The organism is Pedobacter sp. ISL-64 (assembly GCF_018613605.1).
Classification (GTDB): domain Bacteria; phylum Bacteroidota; class Bacteroidia; order Sphingobacteriales; family Sphingobacteriaceae; genus Pedobacter.
In genome coordinates this window covers 254140-272046 of sequence record NZ_JAGGPU010000008.1, presented here as the reverse complement: position 1 = coordinate 272046, position 17907 = coordinate 254140, and the positions used below count along the sequence as shown (strand labels likewise).

The 17907-nt window shown below is 38.3% G+C and carries 16 protein-coding genes; 9 read left to right on the top strand and 7 right to left on the bottom strand.

What is annotated here, in order from left to right; genetic code table 11:
- Positions 1 to 4: 4 nt before the first annotated feature.
- Positions 5 to 976, top strand: coding sequence for an L-histidine N(alpha)-methyltransferase (locus J7E57_RS13055; protein WP_215129095.1), 972 nt, complete (start codon positions 5 to 7; stop codon positions 974 to 976).
- Here the strand turns inward: J7E57_RS13055 and J7E57_RS13050 are convergent.
- The gene (locus J7E57_RS13050; RefSeq protein ID WP_215129093.1) at positions 973 to 2046 is read right to left on the bottom strand and encodes an aminotransferase class V-fold PLP-dependent enzyme; all 1074 of its coding nucleotides are present in this window, start codon (positions 2044 to 2046) and stop codon (positions 973 to 975) included. The two genes, J7E57_RS13055 and J7E57_RS13050, sit on opposite strands and share 4 nt — an antisense overlap.
- 114 nt (positions 2047 to 2160) lie before the next feature.
- Here J7E57_RS13050 and J7E57_RS13045 point away from each other — a divergent pair, with 114 nt between their 5' ends.
- Positions 2161 to 2637, top strand: coding sequence for a DinB family protein (locus J7E57_RS13045; RefSeq protein WP_215129091.1), 477 nt, complete (start codon positions 2161 to 2163; stop codon positions 2635 to 2637).
- Positions 2638 to 2752: 115 nt separating this feature from the next.
- Positions 2753 to 3136 (top strand): VOC family protein, encoded by a 384-nt coding sequence (locus tag J7E57_RS13040; RefSeq protein WP_215129089.1) that lies wholly within the window; start codon positions 2753 to 2755, stop codon positions 3134 to 3136.
- A gap of 159 nt (positions 3137 to 3295) precedes the next feature.
- Here J7E57_RS13040 and J7E57_RS13035 read toward each other — a convergent pair whose 3' ends face one another.
- The 3 genes from J7E57_RS13035 to J7E57_RS13025 form a co-directional block, all read right to left on the bottom strand.
- Positions 3296 to 4492, bottom strand: coding sequence for an acetate/propionate family kinase (locus J7E57_RS13035; RefSeq protein ID WP_215129087.1), 1197 nt, complete (start codon positions 4490 to 4492; stop codon positions 3296 to 3298).
- Position 4493: 1 nt separating this feature from the next.
- Positions 4494 to 6581, bottom strand: coding sequence for a phosphate acetyltransferase (gene pta, locus J7E57_RS13030; protein ID WP_215129085.1), 2088 nt, complete (start codon positions 6579 to 6581; stop codon positions 4494 to 4496).
- Between the two features lie 498 nt (positions 6582 to 7079).
- A complete protein-coding gene (locus J7E57_RS13025) occupies positions 7080 to 7298 on the bottom strand; it encodes a DUF6965 family protein (protein ID WP_029276033.1) in 219 nt (72 codons plus the stop codon).
- A 211-nt stretch (positions 7299 to 7509) separates the two neighbouring features.
- Here J7E57_RS13025 and J7E57_RS13020 point away from each other — a divergent pair, with 211 nt between their 5' ends.
- Positions 7510 to 8172: a competence protein gene (locus tag J7E57_RS13020; RefSeq protein ID WP_251029904.1), complete on the top strand. Its 663-nt coding sequence runs from the start codon at positions 7510 to 7512 to the stop codon at positions 8170 to 8172.
- Positions 8173 to 8287: 115 nt separating this feature from the next.
- Here J7E57_RS13020 and J7E57_RS13015 read toward each other — a convergent pair whose 3' ends face one another.
- On the bottom strand, positions 8288 to 8869 hold the full coding sequence (locus tag J7E57_RS13015; protein WP_215129083.1) for a DUF4142 domain-containing protein: 582 nt from the start codon (positions 8867 to 8869) through the stop codon (positions 8288 to 8290).
- 272 nt (positions 8870 to 9141) lie between these two features.
- Here J7E57_RS13015 and J7E57_RS13010 point away from each other — a divergent pair, with 272 nt between their 5' ends.
- From J7E57_RS13010 to J7E57_RS13000, 3 genes are read left to right on the top strand one after another with little or no spacing between them, the layout of a single operon-like run.
- A complete protein-coding gene (locus tag J7E57_RS13010; RefSeq protein WP_215129081.1) occupies positions 9142 to 11499 on the top strand; it encodes a TonB-dependent receptor in 2358 nt (785 codons plus the stop codon).
- A 29-nt stretch (positions 11500 to 11528) separates the two neighbouring features.
- Positions 11529 to 12776 carry a DUF4374 domain-containing protein gene (locus J7E57_RS13005; RefSeq protein WP_215129079.1) on the top strand — a complete coding sequence of 416 codons (1248 nt, stop codon included), beginning with the start codon at positions 11529 to 11531 and terminating at the stop codon, positions 12774 to 12776.
- 36 nt (positions 12777 to 12812) lie between these two features.
- Positions 12813 to 14111, top strand: a complete 1299-nt coding sequence (locus J7E57_RS13000) for a PepSY-associated TM helix domain-containing protein (protein ID WP_215129077.1) — start codon at positions 12813 to 12815, stop codon at positions 14109 to 14111.
- Positions 14112 to 14248: 137 nt separating this feature from the next.
- On the opposite strand, the gene J7E57_RS12995 is transcribed toward J7E57_RS13000, so the two are convergent.
- Positions 14249 to 14449: a hypothetical protein gene (locus J7E57_RS12995; RefSeq protein ID WP_215129075.1), complete on the bottom strand. Its 201-nt coding sequence runs from the start codon at positions 14447 to 14449 to the stop codon at positions 14249 to 14251.
- Positions 14450 to 14685: 236 nt separating this feature from the next.
- On the opposite strand from J7E57_RS12995, the gene J7E57_RS12990 reads away from it, so the two are divergent.
- Together J7E57_RS12990 and J7E57_RS12985 are read left to right on the top strand one after the other, a co-directional pair.
- Positions 14686 to 15330 (top strand): Crp/Fnr family transcriptional regulator, encoded by a 645-nt coding sequence (locus tag J7E57_RS12990; RefSeq protein ID WP_251029903.1) that lies wholly within the window; start codon positions 14686 to 14688, stop codon positions 15328 to 15330.
- 514 nt (positions 15331 to 15844) lie between these two features.
- Positions 15845 to 16429: a molybdenum cofactor guanylyltransferase gene (locus J7E57_RS12985; protein WP_215129071.1), complete on the top strand. Its 585-nt coding sequence runs from the start codon at positions 15845 to 15847 to the stop codon at positions 16427 to 16429.
- On the opposite strand, the gene J7E57_RS12980 is transcribed toward J7E57_RS12985, so the two are convergent.
- On the bottom strand, positions 16424 to 17905 hold the full coding sequence (locus J7E57_RS12980; protein WP_215129069.1) for a rubredoxin: 1482 nt from the start codon (positions 17903 to 17905) through the stop codon (positions 16424 to 16426). The genes J7E57_RS12985 and J7E57_RS12980 overlap by 6 nt on opposite strands.
- Positions 17906 to 17907 lie beyond the last annotated feature (2 nt).

The window sequence follows — 17907 nt, the reverse complement described above, 5'->3', positions numbered from 1 at the left end:
AGATATGACCACTACCACTATCGAAACAGCGACAGACAAAACACAGTTCCTTCAAGAAACCTTGGCAGGCTTGCACTCCGAGCCAAAATTTATGCGCTCTAAGTATTTTTACGATGCTACCGGAGACCGCATTTTTCAGCAGATTATGGAAATGGAGGAATATTATTTAACCAATGCAGAAATGGAAATCCTGCAATACCAGGCCAACCAGATTTCTCAGGCGATATCAGCCGATGGAAGCACTTTTGATTTAATCGAACTGGGTGCTGGCGACGCAACAAAATCCATTCATCTGCTCAAATCATTGTTGGATAGTCAGTTGAAATTTAGTTATTTTCCGATTGATATTTCCGCCCATGTAATTTCAGATCTGGAAGAAAGTTTGCCTAAAAAACTTCCTGGATTGGATATGAAAGGTTTAAATGGTGATTATTTTAATATGCTTAAAAAGGCCACAGAATTATCCAGCCGCAGAAAGGTTGTGCTTTTTATGGGCGCAAATATCGGAAACATGAGTATAGCCGATGCCGGAAAATTCTGCTCGTCATTAAAAAAACTGCTTTCCCCTAAGGATTTATTGATCATTGGATTCGACCTAAAAAAAAATCCCCAGCAGATTCTTTCTGCTTATAATGATAAAGGTGGAATTACCAGATCATTTAACCTCAATTTACTTCATCGTATCAATAAAGAATTGGATGGCAATTTTGATCTGAACAATTTTGAGCACTATGCCAGTTACGATCCAGAATCTGGAGCCTGTAAAAGTTACCTCATCAGTTTAAAAAAACAGATTGTTAATATTGGTCAAAATGCCATTCACTTTGCAGAAAATGAGCATATTTTTATGGAAATATCACAAAAGTATTCGCTTAATGATATCGATCAGCTTGCAGAAAAAACCGGATTTAAACCGCTTAAGCGTTTCTTCGATCAACATCAGTATTTTGTAGATGCCATCTGGAAAGTAGACTAACTGCGGTTATCCAAAACCTGGAGCAGTTGATTTAAATCCTCTTCTGTATTATAAAAGTGAAATGAAATCCTTGTGCCTTTGCCACGTGGTGAGCAAAGTATTTTGGCTGCAGCGATTTTGTCAACTGTTTTTTGATCCAATGGCATGCTCATAATAGTAGATTGGTATTTTCGCTCCAATGTCCAATCTGGAATCAATCCCCTTAAATTTAATGCTAACCTGGCTTTGTTGGAAATTTCCTGTACAGTTTTTTCAATCCAATCGAAACCGATTGAGCCAAGTTCATTTAAGCTTTCGTTTAATGTGCCAAAATTTAAGGTGTCTAAGTGCCCAGGTTCGAAACACATAGATAAATGATCTTTGCCTTTTAAAAAAGGTGCTGTAGGCAACTCGGCCAGTTTGTTTTTGCTATAAATCGCATCTTTCATCTGATCGGAAAAAAAGGCATAACCGTTTCCATACCCCGCTAAAAGCCATTTGTAACCGCTTCCAATTAAAGCATCCAGACCTGACTTTTCAAAGTTAAAATTTGTTGTGCCTAAAAACTGAGTGCCATCACCGATCAACAAAAGATCAGGATATGTAGCTTTTAATTTCTGAATAAATTCATCATCCATCCTTAATCCACTAATGTATTGTACCATACTAAATGCCAGCACGGTAGGTTTAAATTTTTCAATGGCAATAATGATGTTTTCTTCTAGCTTTTCATCAATGGCTATGCTATTGTACCCAAAACCCATACTGATTACAGGATAACTCACAGATGGATATTCCTCCTCCAATAATAGAAAACGATGGTTTTTGTCCAATCCACTCAGTAAAGTATTAAAACCTACTGAAAAATTCTGAACCAGATAGGTGTTCTCGGATTTTGAACTGAAAAGTTTAGCTATGTTATTTCTGAGGTCGGTAATGATGGACAGATTTTCCATTCTGAAAATACTTCCTCCGGAAACAAAGTCTTGATCATGTTTAGTTCTCCATTCTGCCAAATTGGTAGATAAAATGCCAGAATTAGCGGTGTTGAGATAGGTATATGCTGTGAGGATCGGAAAAGATAGGTTCATGCCCAAATTTAAAAGAATTGTGCGTTAAAAAAATAGATGCTGCCACCGAAATTGATTTTTATACAAACCTATGAGAATCACGTTTGTTAGATTTATACAATCTGCTAATATTATATGGAAAATCAAACATCAATACTGGTTACGGAACTCAAAAAATTATTAAATGGGGGTGGAGCGCATGTAGGGTTTAAAGATGCTGTTGCCAATTTGCCGTTTAATCTATTGGGCGAAAAGCCTTACAACTTACCTTACAGCATTTGGCAATTGGTAGAACATATCAAAATTGCCCAGTGGGATATGCTCGAATTTAGCAAGGATGGATCGCATCGATCGCCTAAATGGCCAGACGAATATTGGCCTAAAGAACTGGTACCTAAAGATGAACAAGCCTGGAACAATACACTAAAACAGATTGATGCTGATCTGAAAGAATTTATTGCTTTGTTAGATTCTTCAGACTTATATGTGCCAATTCCGCATGGCGATGGACAAAGTGTATTACGCGAAGCCCTGCAGATTGCCGATCATAATGCCTACCACGTTGCCGAAATTGTAGTCATCAGACGTTTATTGGGTGCCTGGAAAAGCTAATGGAAGTTGTCTCGTTTGGGCCTGTATCTTGCCGTTTATACAGCCTGTTACTATTATTTTAATCCGCTAAATTTAACTGTTCGTTCTCACGAAAAATTGATTTAAAAAAAGATTTATGTTACAAAACTCAAAAGCATTCAGCTCGTTTTCTGTAGACGATGTACAGAAAGCAAAAGATTTTTATCAAGGCGTATTGGGTATCGAAGTGAAAGATAACCCGATGGGCGTAATTGAACTGGTTATTTCCGGATCAGCAAATGTATTGCTTTATCCAAAGCCAAATCATGTTCCGGCAACTTTTACGGTACTTAATTTTCATGTTGAGAATATAGATCAAGCGGCCGACGAACTTATCGCTAAGGGAATAAAGTTCGAGATTTACAATGAAGAATACTTCAAAACGGATAGTAAAGGCATCTCACGGGGAAACGGAGGGCCAAATATTGCTTGGTTTAGAGATCCTGCCGGCAATATTTTGTCTATTTTGGAAACGGCCTAAGCCTAGCTAGACTTCCGAAATTGGCAAAGCGCAAAGGCCATAACGTAAACTAAAAGTGAAATTCCATGGCTGGTTGCTTACCATCCAAAGATAATCTTACGCTAATTAAAACTTTCGAAGTTAGCCAGGCGCATTGCCATTGGCGCAGACTTCGGAAGTTTAGTCTATAAGTTCAAAACATTGATGGGCAATTTCATATTCTTCGTTGGTTGGAATAACCAGGATTTTTACTTTAGCGCTTGCCTTGTTAATTTCTTTCAATTCTCCATTATAGGCTGTATTTTGAGCTGGATCTAATTCAATACCCAGATAATTCAGCTCCGAACATACAGACTCACGCATGTTACTGTCGTTTTCGCCTACACCAGCGGTAAATACTATCGCATCTATGCCGTTTAAAATAGCTGCATAAGCTCCAACAAATTTCTTGATCCTATAGGCATAAAGTTTTAGCGCCAAAATTGCAGCTGCATCGCCTTCGTTTACCATTTTTCTAATGTCGCGCATATCGCTCGAGCCACCTACACCTAACAATCCTGATTGTTTGTTAACTAGGGTGCTCAACTGTTCTAAAGTATATCCAGAATGCTCCATTAAATGAAAAATAACTGATGGATCGATGTCTCCAGAGCGGGTGCCCATCATTAATCCACTTAATGGGCCAAATCCCATACTCGTATCTATTGATTTACCATTTCTAATGGCCGTAATGCTGCAGCCGTTGCCCAAGTGGATGCTGATAATTTTTGTATCAACTTTATTTAACCATTTAATGGCCTGCTCACTTACATATTTATGGCTGGTACCATGAAATCCATATACCCTGATGCCATGTTCTTTGTAATACCATTCCGGAATGGCATAACGATAGGCCTGTTCTGGTATGGTTTGATGAAATGCTGTATCGAATACTGCAATTTGTTTCGCGTTTACAAAAGTCTGTTCGGCTACTTCAATGCATTTATAATTAACCGGATTATGCAGCGGCGCAAGAGAAAACAGCTTTTTGATCTGATGTTTTACCTCATCTGTAATAAGGATTGCACCTGTAAAATGTTCGCCTCCATGCACTACTCTATGGCCAACAGCTGCAATATCATCAGGGCTGGCTATTACCGCGTATTCTCCTTCAGTTAGCAAAGCTAAAACCTGTTTTAAGCCTTCGCCGTGGTTAGCAATAAAACCTGATTGTTCTATGCTATGCTTTTCGTTGTTGCGATAAACTGTATGTTTAACAAACGAGCCTTCAATGCCAATACGCTCTACCAGACCGCTGCAAACCGGAGCCTTTTCTGGCATGTTAAAAAGCTGGTATTTTAAGGAACTACTTCCGGAGTTGATTACTAAAATGTTCATATTAAATGTCTTGGCATTGGATCGCTGTAATTACAACGGTATTAAAAATATCATCTACAGTACAGCCTCGGCTTAAATCGTTTATTGGTTTGTTTAAGCCCTGCAGCATTGGCCCAATAGCCAATGCACCGGTTTCGCGCTGTACGGCTTTATAGGTGTTGTTTCCGGTATTTAAATCAGGGAAGATTAATACACTTGCTCTACCTGCAACCTCAGAGCCTGGTAATTTTTGTTTGCCTACAAGAGGATCTACAGCAGCATCATATTGTATCGGACCTTCAATTTTTAATTCCGGATGCCTTGCTTTAACTATGGCAGTGGCTTCTCTTACACGTTCTACATCTTCACCTTCTCCTGATGTGCCGGAAGAATAAGATAACATGGCAATGCGTGGCTCAATGCCGAATTTGGCGCTGCTTTCTGCTGAAGAAATTGCTATTTCTGCCAGCTGTTGGGCAGTAGGATTGGGGTTAACCGCACAATCTCCAAATATGGCTACCCTTTCTGGCAGGCACATAAAGAAAATGGATGAAACCACCGATACGCCTGGCTTGGTTTTAACAAACTGTAAAGCAGGCCTGATGGTGTGCTGAGTGGTATGAACGGCACCCGAAACCATCCCATCGGCATCACCCTTGTAAACCATCATGGTTCCGAAATAAGAAACATCGGTCATCATATCCCTGGCCATTTCGAGGTTTACATTCTTGGCTTTACGTAGTTCGTGCAAGGTATCTACATAATCGTTATAATGAGCCGATTGGCCAGGATTATGTATTTTTATAGCACTGGGGTCCAGATTTAATCCAAGTCTTTTAATCGTGTTGGTAATTTCGGCTGGATCGCCCAAGAGCGTGATGTCTACAATATCCTGGGTAATGAGTTTTTCAACCGCTTTTAAAATGCGTTCGTCATTTCCTTCTGGTAAAACAATATGTTTTTTATCGCGTTTGGCCCATTTAACCAGTTGATATTGAAACATATGTGGTGTAATTCCCTGATAGCTAAAAGTGATAATTTTATCATCAAGCGCTTTAATGTCGACATATTTTTCGAAAAGCTCTATCGCGACTGCAATTTTCTTCTTGTTTTCGATTGTGATTTTTGAGTGGATACCGCCAATGGTTGTGGTGGTTTCGAAAGTTCCCTTTTTAACCGCTATTATTGGAATAATGGTTTGTAAACCTTCAATCAATTTAATAATCGGCTCATCCGGTAAACTGCCTGCGGTTAAAACAATGCCTGCAATTTTTGGGTAATTGGCTGATAAATTGGCCTGTAGTGCGCCAATAATGATATCGCCACGATCGCCGGGGGTAACAATAAGCAGGTTATCTTTTATGTGCCTTAAAAAATTGGGCAGCATCATGGCACCGGTCACAAAATTATCAACCTGGTTATCCAATAGTTCAGATCCAAAAAGTACCTCGCCACCAAGTGCCAAAGTGATTTCTTTCATGGTTGGACTTTGCAGGCCTGTTTCAGTAGGAATAACGGCAATAAGTAATTCGGCTGGCAATTGATTCGTTAAAGCTTGTTTAATACGGTCTGCCTCCTCTGGATTCACCATATTGGCCACCACGCCTAATACCTGTACATCTCGCAACAGGAAGTTACGGTAAATGTTGATGGCCGATTTAAAAAGCTGACTTGCTGTTTTGTTCTTTCCCGATACCACTATTAAAACTGGTGCACCTAAGTTTTTGGCCATTAAGGCATTTGATTCGAACTCAAATGCCATGCCTTCGCCTAAAAAATCGCTGCCTTCAATTACTGTGAAATCATAGTTGTCTTCTAGCTTTTTATATTTACTGATAATGGTATTGATAATTGCTCCACTATCTTCTGCTTGATGCAGCATTTCTTGGCGGGTAAAGGCAAAAGCATCCTCATATTTAACAGGGAGTGAGAAATAATCCAACATGGCTTCTACATGTTCATCTTTTTTATTCTGATCGTCTTGCGCAATAATGGGTTTAAAGTAACCTACTTTTTGTGTTTTAGCCAATAACATATTGATCATTCCGAAAGCAATTACTGATTTTCCGGTATAGGGTTCGGCCGAAGCAATGAATATATTTTTAGTCATAAATAAGGGTCAATGTATAGGAATAACCAATCACGGCCAATATAGTTGGAAATATCTATTTTAAAAACTAAAAGAGGTTAAGTTTTTAATTGCCTGATTAGAAAATCGGAGTCAGCTATTCCGACAACCATAAACATAAATAGGAAAGGCATGAATTGGACGTATGACAAATATAGACTTGTCATCCTGAGGGGTGATTTATTGTGTAAAAGTCAATATAGATGACAGAGATTTTTTTGTGCAATAATAAGCTGCGAGGCATCGTCATTGCGAGAAGGCTTTTTTAACCGACGAAGCAATCTTACAACGATCGTTACTTGCCTGCGCTTTAAGATTGATTCGTTCCTCGCAATGACGAGCTTTCTATTGGATTCTGTCAATGATAGCCTGTCGAAAGACCAGTTTAACAGATAGTAAGTGTTTCGATTACTTGTGTTGCGATTCAAATTGGCCCCTTCTTACCAATGGTGGAGCTGTAACAGCTAAATTAAATCGTTTTTATGCATTTGATTCAATCAATAACTTTAACATTTTTAGCCTATGTATTAGTGGTAGGTTCACTTTTGCATCAGGATTAAGCTTTAAAGGCATAAAATGACTTTCCAGAAAATGGGCATAATCGGTAATTACGGTAGCCTGATTAAGATAAATTGGAACCTCTTGCTTTCCTGCCTGGGTAAAAAAATCTTCTAGCTGCTGTATTTCTTGGATGGTCATACTGCAAAGTTATCATTCTATTCTGAGCAGATTGAAATAATTTTTTTTAACAGGTGGTATATGCCTAATGCTCAGTCATAATGATTTTTAAATATTGTCCGTTTATATCTCAAGTCTATTTTTTTTGCTAAAAATTTTAGTTTAAATTTGTTTTCCCTAATTAATTGTTTTAGTGATTTAATCACATTGAAAGAGAATGAACAATAGTGAAATGAAAAGAGATATCCTCCGTTCAGATATGATTCAGGATATTTCATCACTTAAAAAAGAATATTGCCGAAAGGAGACCGCATGGCACCGAGATTGGAAATTGGCTTTCCCGCCATCATTTAGAGAAGTTGCTTTTTATGATGCAGCCAATGCCGATATCCACCGTGCTGATGTATTTACCCCATCCGGTTATACCATTGAGTTTCAAAATTCTCCGATTACATTGGCCGAGCTTAATAGCAGAGAGGCGTTTTATCCAAATTTAATATGGGTATTGAATGGCAAAAAATTTAAAGGATTTAAAATATTGAAACATTTGCCTGATCTGGATGATCCAAAGCTAAAGGATTACGAGTTTTGCCATTCCGATCACCTTTCGATGGTTAGGAAACCGGAGGTAATGCAGGGGCTGCCCAATCCAAAAATACTTAATTTTTACCATCCCGAACTTCAGGGCATTAAACTCACCTCAAACCTTTATTCTTTTTGTTGGAAACAGCCACATAGTGTATGGTATTTAGCTACCGCAAAAATAATTGTAGACTTAGGTGGGCATTTTTTATATGAGCTAAAACAGCGTAACCAATTAAATGGAAATTATCCTTACCTGAAAATGTTAACTAGGAAAGCCTTTATTGATTGGCATACCCCGCCAGAGCTTTAAGTATAGCCTTCGAAAAATAAATTCAGCAATTAATGATAAAATCAGGAGCGCGCATAAGTAGGAAAAGTAGCGTATTAAATCCCTTTATCTAAGAAATTTAATACGCTAAACCGCATTATTTCATGCTATCGTTAATTTTGTTGATCATCACCAAATGGCTTTGAACTATTGGTGCTGTTTTAGTCGCAAATGCCTTAAGATCTGCATCTTTAGCATCTCTTAATTCATCTTCCATTAATTTTAGTGTAGATTTATGCCCACTCACCATGGCATCAACATAAGCTTTGTCAAAATCTGCACCTGATTTTTTGCTCAGGTCATCCATTTTTTTCTTGTGCTCATCGTCTACAGTGCTTGGCAGTGTAATGTTTTTTTGTTTCGCAATGGCCATTAATTCGGTGTTTGCCATGCCGTGGTCTTTTACCATCATGGTTGCAAATTCTTTAACCTGTGGATTGCTACTTTTTTCGAGGGCCAGTTTTCCTAGTTCTACTTCAGCCATACCACCAACTGCTGCCTGTGTAGTAAACTTCGCATCAGCTTCATCTACCGCAATTCCTCCGGTGGCAGCTGCATTGGTTGAACTGTCTTTAGCCATGTTTAAACTATCGGCACTTTCTTTGGCATCCTTGTTTCCTCCATTGCAGGCCTGAAATGCTAATGCAGAAATGGCGAATACATAAATTAACTTTTTCATATGCTTTGTTTTTTGTTGTATCTACATAAACATGTTTTAAACTAAAAGGGTTTTAAGCTTTTAAAATAATCAGGCGTCGGTAAATGTCAGATGCTCAGCTGAGTAAGCCTGTTTTCGTAGTGGGAGATATGGAAAAGGCTTGGAATTTAGTAATTCTTATTTGGACTTGATCTAAATAGAGGCTATATTTGCCGGAAACAAAAATGCCACACGGTTCAGACCCGTGTGGCTAAACCGGAAATCCGGCTCACCTTTAATCTCCATTAAAAGCCATGCAAATTAAGAAAATTTTGCTATTGGGCATGCTATGTGCCTGTGTAATTTTTACTTCTGCCCAAAACCGATTGTTGAGTATCTCGGGGCAAATCAAATCCATTGATGGTAATCCGCTCCCCGGGGCTACCATTAAAATCCACAAAACCAATTATGGTACATTCACAGACCAAAGTGGGAATTTTAAACTCTCCAATATTCCTCTGGGTAAATACACCGTACAGGTATCTGCAATTGGTTTTAAAACACAGAAAAAAGAGATCAATGTAGCTGATGATCAGCTCGGTACTTTCAGTTTTAGGTTATCAGAATCTACCGAGCAAATGGAAACCGTTAATGTAATTGGGAGAACGGCCAATCAGGAAGTTAACCGGCAGGCTTTTAATGTAACTTCAGTTGATGCTAAAAAACTTTACAATACAACGCTTGATATTTCTGGCGCTTTAGATCGGGTAGCGGGTATTAGGGTAAGGGAATCGGGAGGGGTTGGCTCAAACTTTAACCTTTCTTTAAATGGTTTTTCGGGTAATCAAGTGAGGTATTTTATTGATGGTATCCCGATGGATAATTTTGGATCATCGTTCCAGATCAACAATATTCCCATCAACATTGCCGATAGGATAGAAGTGTATAAAGGGGTGGTACCAATGTGGCTGGGCTCTGATGCCTTAGGCGGTGCCATCAATATTGTAACTGGCGATCGTTACCGCAATTATGTTGACGTATCTTACTCATTCGGATCATTTAATACGCATAGGGGCGTAATCAATGCAGCGGCTACCTCAGCAAATGGGCTAACTTTTCAAGTAAATGCCTTTCAGAATTATTCGGACAATAATTATAGGGTAAATGTAGAAGCCTCAGATATTTACACAGGAGCTTATGCGCCTATTGCATCTTTAAGGAGGTTTAACGATAAATATCACAATGAAACTTTAATTGCAAATGTAGGTGTGGTGGATAAAAGTTATGCCGATAAACTTTTGTTTGGGATTACTGTTGGTCAGAATTATAAAGAAATACAAACCGGTGCCAGAATGGTTTCGGTTTTCGGAGGCTGGCACCGTAGGGGTAACATCTTAATGCCCACCTTAAAATATAAGAAAGAAAACCTGATCAAAGGTTTAGATGTAACCATTAATGCCAACTATAATTTAGGTAACGAACAGAATATAGATACTTTAAATGTTAGGTACGATTGGTATGGAAACAGTAAACCAAATGGAACGAACGGCGAACGCTCCAAGAGTTTGTACAAATACAAAAACAACAATGGCTTGGCAACAACCATGTTGAACTACAGAATAGACGACAATCAATCGGTAGCGGTAAGTAATGTATTTACCACTTTTAACCGAAAAGGTAGCGATGAATTAAATCCTACTAATGCAGATTACGAAAGGCCGAAGAAAACCAATAAAAATGTTCTTGGGTTAGGTTATAATTTCGATGTAAAAGACCGATGGAGCGCAACAGTTTTCGGGAAATATATCAATCAGGGCAATGTTAACGGAAGTGGCAGCACTGCTGGTAAAAATAGTATCGATAGGCTGGGTTATGGCGCTGCAGCTACCTATTTTATTAACCGGAACACGCAATTAAAAGCTTCCTACGAGCTTACTAACCGTATGCCTGAGGCACAGGAGATTTTTGGTGATGTAGAAAATCAGGATGCCAACCCCAGTTTAAAACCCGAAAAAAGCGACAATTTTAATTTGGGCTTTAGTTACAGTTTCGCTATTAACCGGGAACATAATTTCTCTTTTACGGCCAATGGTATTTACCGCAATGCGACCAATTTTATCTATAACAGATTGAACCAAAATCAATCAAAACTTGTTGCCGATAACCGCGATGGGGTAAGAACAATAGGTGGTGATGCCGAAATCAGGTATTCGTATAAAAACTGGTTAAGTGTTGGTACCACAGTTACTTATCAGAACCTCAAAAATCTTCAGAAATACGAAGTTAATCCAAGCACGGGCGAAAAATTCACCAATGTAAGCAATGTATACCTGGATCAGATGCCCAATATTCCATACCTATACGGCAATGGAGATGTTTCGGTTTCATTAAAAGATCTGGGCCGTAAAGGCAATAATTTATCTATTGGTTATAACTTGTTATATGTGCATGCTTTTTGGTTGTACTGGCCAAGTCAGGGCGCAGTTGGAGATAAAAAAGTGATTCCACAGCAGTTCAATCATGATTTAAACTTCGTTTACAGCTTAAAACAAGGTCGCTACAATATTGGATTGGAAGCCAAAAATATCACCAATGCCGACCTCTTCGACAATTTTAGTCTTCAAAAACCAGGCAGGGCTTTCTACCTAAACCTGAGGTATTTCATCAATTAAAATCAATAATTAATACATAAAAAAATAATATGAAAACAAACTTTACCAAAGCGTTTATCGCTTTAGCTTTCGCTGCCGTACTTATCTCGTGTTCAAAAAAAGAAGAGAGCGAAAGTGTTCCGGAAAATCCAGGAAACTTTATCCTCGCCGTTACACCAATAGCTTCTACAGGTGTTGCCGATTATTTGCTTACTGCCAGTGATCTGGATAAAGGCACAATCTCTACCGCTGGAAACGGAGTAGAACAAGATGGAACTTATCGCTATTATGTTACGCACAACAATAAGTTTTTCAGCATGCTTTACGGTCAGGGAAATCCGGGTGCGGTAACTACCTACAATATTTTAGCAGGCAAACTAAATAAGGTTTCTAATTTTCAGACTGAAACCGTTCAGGCGTTTGCGCCAGTTAACGACGATCTGTTATTGATTAAAATCCCAAGAAATTTAGCCGCCCCAACAGCAAGCTGGTATAAAGTAAATACCAATAGCCTTTTAATCTCTGGAGAAGGAACATTAGATGCCACAGCTCCTGCAAACAACGGAGAAATCGCGCATTTTAGCTGGATTAAACAGGTAGGAAATAAAGTGTATGCGCCGTTTTTCTGTATCAACGGCAGCAGGTTCTGGACAAAATACCCTAACACAGCCTGGATAGCCGTTTATTCTTATCCGGAAATGAAATTAGAAAAAGTAATTAAAGATGACCGTACAAGTTTTATCGGAAGATATTTTACTGATGGATTGGGCGTAGTAGAAAATGGAGATGTTTATGCATTTTCGAGCTCAGTGGCTGTTGACGATAATACTGAAACTACTGACGTGCTTACAGATTCGAAAATAACCTCTACCAAACCTTCAGCAATTACCAAAATCAAAGCAGGCACAACCGAATTCGATTTAACTTATTTTCTAGATTTTGAATCTGTATCTGGCGGTTATGTAATTACCAATTGGATTTATATCGGTGGTAATAATTTCATTGTAAATGCGATATTAAAAGCCAACAAAGGCGCTTATACAGTAGGTAAGACTATAGGTGTATTAAATGTAGTTGATAAAACCTTCAAAAAAGTTACCGGGCTTCCTGCCGAAACTGCTATCTCTAGCATCACTACAAATAACTATACGCCAAAAGATGGAAAGCTGGCTTACCTGGGCTTCAATTTAAGTGATGGTACAAGCTACGTGTATAAAATTGATGCAGCTACAGCAACAGCTACAAGAGGATTAAAAGTAGAAGGTGGGGTAATCACTGCCGTTCAGCATTTGAAATAACAACAAATTATCATCTCAAAAACTAAAAACAGAACAATGGCAACGGTAAACAAAACTACTCCGGCAAAGAAAAAAAATAAAGATTCGCTATTTAACAGAATCAATAAATGGCTTCACCTCTGGCTTGGCCTAATATCGGGTGTCATTGTTCTCATTGTTTGTATAACAGGCTGTATTTGGGTTTTTAATGAAGAAATTACAGGTTTATTGGAGCCTGAAACCAAAATTGAAAAGCAGGATAAGCCTGTGATAACACCATCGCAACTGGGTGCCATTGCGTTTAAGCTCTATCCAGAAAAGATTCCTTCGTATGCACAATATCAACAGGGAAGGGCGATAAGTTTAAATTTAAGGGGAAAAAAGGATGAAGGACGACGCGGAGGAGGAACCAGCTTAAAAATTAATCCTTATACAGGAGAGGTAATCAGTAAAGTGGTTCACAAAAAAGGAGAGGTCGATTTTTTTAGGTTTATCCTCAACGGTCACCGTTTTTTGTGGTTACCTTATGCCATCGGAAGACCGATTGTAAACTACGGAACCATGATATTTGTGGTTTTGTTAATTACGGGATTAATCTGGTGGTATCCTAAAAAATGGAACAAATCAACCCGCGATAAGAGTTTCAAAATTAAATGGGGCGCCTCATTTAAAAGGGTAAACCTCGATTTACACAATGTACTTGGCTTTTATTCTTTAATCTTTTTGCTTTTTATCGCCTTGACAGGAATGGTTTATGGCATTAAATGGTATAGCGAAGGTTTGTATTGGGTAACCTCTGGAGGTGATAAATTAGGTGATTTCCAACGCCTGGAATCAGATTCTTTAGCTGTTGGGAAATTTTACACACCACAAAAAGCGATGGATCTGGCCTGGCAAAAAGTAATTCGCCGCCATCCAAAGTCGCAGGGCTTTTACTATAATTTCCCCGATACTTCAAAAGCAAAAGCCACGATCAACATTACCGTTTATCCCAATACAGGTCAGTTTTACAATAACCAGGGCTATACCTTCGATCAGCATACTTTAAAAGAATTTAAACGCGAAGGTGTTTATTCTATTGCTTACGAAGAAGCTGGCTTTGGCGGTAAACTTCGCAAAATGAATTACGATATCCATGTGGGGAGTATTTTGGGTTTCCCAGGTAAAGTAATGGCTTTTTTAGCGTCACTAATAGGGGCAAGTTTACCTATAACCGGCTTTCTGATCTGGTATGGTCGAAAATTTAAGAAGAAAGCTGTAAAGAAATCGCCCGTTTTAACCGAAAGTGATAATAAGCCTGTTGGTTTTAAGCCGAAAGCTAAAATTCCGGTAAAAAAAGTGGAAGAAGTTTTCTAAAGTTCGTCATTTCGAGCGAAGTCGAGAAATCTATCTCGAGATAGATCTCTCCGTTCAGCTGCGCTTCAGTCGAGATGACGACGATTTTGTTAAACAAGAAAACCCGGACATTGTCCGGGTTTTCTTGTTTTAATACCTTACAATTTTACCTTTTTAGTTTTTGGTTCTGGTTTTTCAGGTAATTGTATCGATAAAATCAAATCAATGCTTTCCGAGTTGGTTTCATAATCAGCTGCAATTTTTTCCCATCTTTTTAGCTCTGTCTGTAAGCTTTCGATTTCCTTACCCAATGATTCGATCTTATTCTGGATTGATTTTCTAACGTTTGTATTTGCCATAACACAAAATTATGATTTGATGGCATATCTTTAAACTTCTTTGCGATAGAGGTGCCTGTAAAAAACGCTAAGTGTTCTAATTCAGGGAGTTTTATTCTTATAAAATTTTCAACAATGGTGAAGAACCACTGAATTTGCGCACGATAGTAAATAATTGTGCAATCATTTGCTATTTTTACCCAACATCCCTGATAAATATGAAGAAAAATAGTAATTGCGATCTTAAAACCTGTTTTATGTGCCAACTCACATTGAAAGAATGGCATCCTGCTATTGAGGGCCATAAACGAAATTTTATCGCTAAAAAAGGGGAAGTAATTATCAAAGAGGGCGATCCGGTGAGTGGTGTTTATTTTGTTACTTCGGGTAATGTAAAAGTGCATAAACAATGGGGCGACAAAGAATTGATTTTACGTTTTGCAAACGATGGAGCCATAATTGGACATAGGGGAATCAGCAGCAGTATTTCTACCTATCCAATATCGGCAACAGCTTTAGAAACCACTAAACTTTGTTTTGTAGATATCGATTTTTTTAAAACAACCATAAAAGTAAACCAGAAATTTGCTTACGGTTTGTTGATGTTTTATGCAGATGAATTACATGCCTCGGAAAAGAAAATGCGTAATTTAGCTTTAATGTCGGTTAAGGGAAGGCTTGCCGTGGCTATTTTAGGATTGAGAGACCAATTCGGATTAGATGCCGAAGGATTTTTAAATTTAGCACTAAGCCGTCAGGATCTGGCTGCTTTTACCGGTGCCACTTACGAAACCGTTTTTAGGACCATGAACGAGCTGTTAGCAGAAAAGTTAATAATAGTGAAAGGAAAGCAAATTGGCATTTTAAACGAAGCTGGACTAACAGACTTGAGTAATAAATAATTAAGGTTTATAATTTTATTTTGTTAAAATCTGTTGTTGTCATATTGAGGGATAATTTATTGGATAAAAATTAATATAAATGACATTTAATTATTGATCTTGTTTGATATGTGATTCTCTTCTTTCATAGGGGGGGCGCGGGTCGGGGTGTTTATTATTCCTAGCCGGACAGGCTTCTTTCTTTTTGGCATCAAAAAGACCAGCGCAGCTAGCTTGAATGCCGTTGAAAACATAAAGGCCCATGAAAAAACAAAAAAATGCCGGCTGAAAATTTTTCTTTTGAAGCCAGTTGTACGGCCAGAACAGTGCAGCCCGAAAAATTTGTTACGCCGGATTTAAGTAGAACGGGGATACTGTGCTATGGCCTAGTTGGATGGAAATAAGAAATCGGCATAAAATGCTCATATTTAAATGATTGCAAATTAGCGTCATTGATGGCGTAGTTGAAGTATCTTTTCAAAATATTTATTTCGCTCGGCTTAACTAATAACCAGTTTTTAATTGTTAATATAATATGTTAGGAATCGTTTTATGTGGCGGGCAGAGTTTAAGGATGGGCACTGACAAAGGTTTGCTCAGTCATCAGGATAAATTATGGGCACAGATGGCAGCTGATAAATTAACTGCGCTTGATCTCCCGGTAAAATTTTCAGTTAATCCATCGCAGCAAGAAACCTATACAGGGTATTTTGGGAATGAACAGCTGATAGTTGATCATTCTTTACTTGATATCAAGGGACCATTATTGGGGGTGCTTTCTGCGCACTTAACAAATCCAGGGGAAGATCTGTTCTTATTGGCCTGCGATATGTTGTTGATGGAAATCAGGTTGCTGGAAAGGCTAATCCATTCACTTAAAGCTGATGATTCTTTCGAAGCTTATATTTTCACCAAAGATGGTCAGCAAGAACCTTTATGCGGAATTTATAAAGTTGAGGGTTTGAAAAAAATTGTACACCTGCTTCAAACCAATGGTTTGGCCAAACACAGCATGAAATACGTTTTATGTAATTTGCGAGTTTGCGAAATTGCCATTGAGGACCAGGATTATCGTTATTTCAGTAATTTTAACTCCCATGCAGAAATTAACGGCTTATAACAATTGCAAGGCCGATTGATCAATTTTAGTGAAATTGTCTTTTTCTCCTTCACAAAGCACACAACAATAACCTTCCGGTAAATCTTTAAATGCCGTACCTGGGTTAATGTTGTTTTCAATTTCGCCAATGCGCTCGTTGTACACTGTTAAACAATTGTTACACTGGTATAAAAACTCGCCATCTTTTTTTATCGTTTCTTCATTTTGAAAGCTCTGTTTTTGATTACCGGTTTTTATCGCATTTAAACGGTATTTGTAAAACTTAAATATCGAACGCCTTACTTGTTCTGGTAATAAAAAACTAGGATTACTCCTGCTAAAAATTTCGCCGGTACGCTCGTTGGGGTTAAAATCCTTAGCACAAAGGATATCGTAAACGGGGAGTAGTTTTAAACCCAATATATTAATCACGTGGCGTTTTTGGATCAGGATACTACTGAAAACCTCACTTTTTTTGCGTGTTTTAATGCCAAAGCAGATTCCAAACGTCCTGGTATCATCAATGCTTAAATGTTTAACAAGGAAATTTTTTAACGCCAGGCCTTCGTTACAATTGTCTTCCACCTGAAAGTTAAGTTCGTTGGCCGCATGCCGCATATTGATCTCAAATTCTTCGAGCAAGCCATTCCAAAGGTTTTTGTCTTTTTCATCAATCCCTTTTATAATAATGGTTTTCCAGGAGGTACAGCACAACTGACCGAGTTTGGTATCTAAACAAAGCTGGCAGAGTTTCTTTAAGAATGGAATGCTGAACAATTCATCACGCCTGTAGATACCCAACCAATATTTATTGTTATATCGGTTTAAGCCCTCGTAATAAGGTAGGTTAAATGAAGATAGCGATACGGTATTTTCGGCCTGTTTAAGAATGAAGTTGTCCTGATCTAAAAATGCAAAGAGCTCTTCACCATTGGCTTGTGGATTATCTACAAACTGTGACTGATTGTTTTTGATAATACCCTCCAGCGCTTTGGTAACCTGTGCAATATGGTTGGTGTAACAAAGCTGATTCCATTCATAAGTTACATTGGTTTTTGGAAACCGGATAATCAAATGCCAATAATGTTCGGATTGTGAAGAGGCAATCCAGTTGATATTACCCGTTAACATAGGGGTAAAGCTTTGGTCGCTATCGCAGATATTGACTTTAACGGAAGGTCTAAAGTCGATGTCGTCTAAAACATCCTTATATACCCCTTCAGTAAGCCAGGTTTTGCGGATAAAAATCTCTTCAGCAGGATAAGAACTGATAATATTCGGGAAATTATTGGTGTCAACTTCATAATCGATCCCAAGTTTATCCATTTCACCTGTAAATATGACAATATTATAGGTTGTAGTATCAATCAATAACTGCTGGCGGAGGCCAAAACGAACATATTGGATCCGCGCTTTTGTTGCCGCAACCAGGATATTATACAAATTGCCCGGTGATATGATGCCGCCTGGAAAGTTAATGATTATGGTTTGATACATGG

Bases quoted from the DNA above. Each gene is read 5' to 3' on its own strand.
- J7E57_RS12985 (WP_215129071.1), top strand. From the start codon at position 15,845: ATGTTAGGAATCGTTTTATGTGGCGGGCAGAGTTTAAGGATGGGCACT.
- J7E57_RS13045 (WP_215129091.1), top strand. From the start codon at position 2,161: ATGGAAAATCAAACATCAATACTGGTTACGGAACTCAAAAAATTATTA.
- J7E57_RS13000 (WP_215129077.1), top strand. From the start codon at position 12,813: ATGGCAACGGTAAACAAAACTACTCCGGCAAAGAAAAAAAATAAAGAT.
- J7E57_RS13015 (WP_215129083.1), bottom strand. From the start codon at position 8,869: ATGAAAAAGTTAATTTATGTATTCGCCATTTCTGCATTAGCATTTCAG.
- J7E57_RS13040 (WP_215129089.1), top strand. From the start codon at position 2,753: ATGTTACAAAACTCAAAAGCATTCAGCTCGTTTTCTGTAGACGATGTA.
- J7E57_RS13005 (WP_215129079.1), top strand. From the start codon at position 11,529: ATGAAAACAAACTTTACCAAAGCGTTTATCGCTTTAGCTTTCGCTGCC.
- J7E57_RS13050 (WP_215129093.1), bottom strand. From the start codon at position 2,046: ATGAACCTATCTTTTCCGATCCTCACAGCATATACCTATCTCAACACC.
- pta (WP_215129085.1), bottom strand. From the start codon at position 6,581: ATGACTAAAAATATATTCATTGCTTCGGCCGAACCCTATACCGGAAAA.
- J7E57_RS13020 (WP_251029904.1), top strand. From the start codon at position 7,510: ATGAAAAGAGATATCCTCCGTTCAGATATGATTCAGGATATTTCATCA.
- J7E57_RS13055 (WP_215129095.1), top strand. From the start codon at position 5: ATGACCACTACCACTATCGAAACAGCGACAGACAAAACACAGTTCCTT.
- J7E57_RS12980 (WP_215129069.1), bottom strand. From the start codon at position 17,905: ATGTATCAAACCATAATCATTAACTTTCCAGGCGGCATCATATCACCG.
- J7E57_RS12995 (WP_215129075.1), bottom strand. From the start codon at position 14,449: ATGGCAAATACAAACGTTAGAAAATCAATCCAGAATAAGATCGAATCA.
- J7E57_RS13035 (WP_215129087.1), bottom strand. From the start codon at position 4,492: ATGAACATTTTAGTAATCAACTCCGGAAGTAGTTCCTTAAAATACCAG.
- J7E57_RS13025 (WP_029276033.1), bottom strand. From the start codon at position 7,298: ATGACCATCCAAGAAATACAGCAGCTAGAAGATTTTTTTACCCAGGCA.
- J7E57_RS12990 (WP_251029903.1), top strand. From the start codon at position 14,686: ATGTGCCAACTCACATTGAAAGAATGGCATCCTGCTATTGAGGGCCAT.
- J7E57_RS13010 (WP_215129081.1), top strand. From the start codon at position 9,142: ATGCAAATTAAGAAAATTTTGCTATTGGGCATGCTATGTGCCTGTGTA.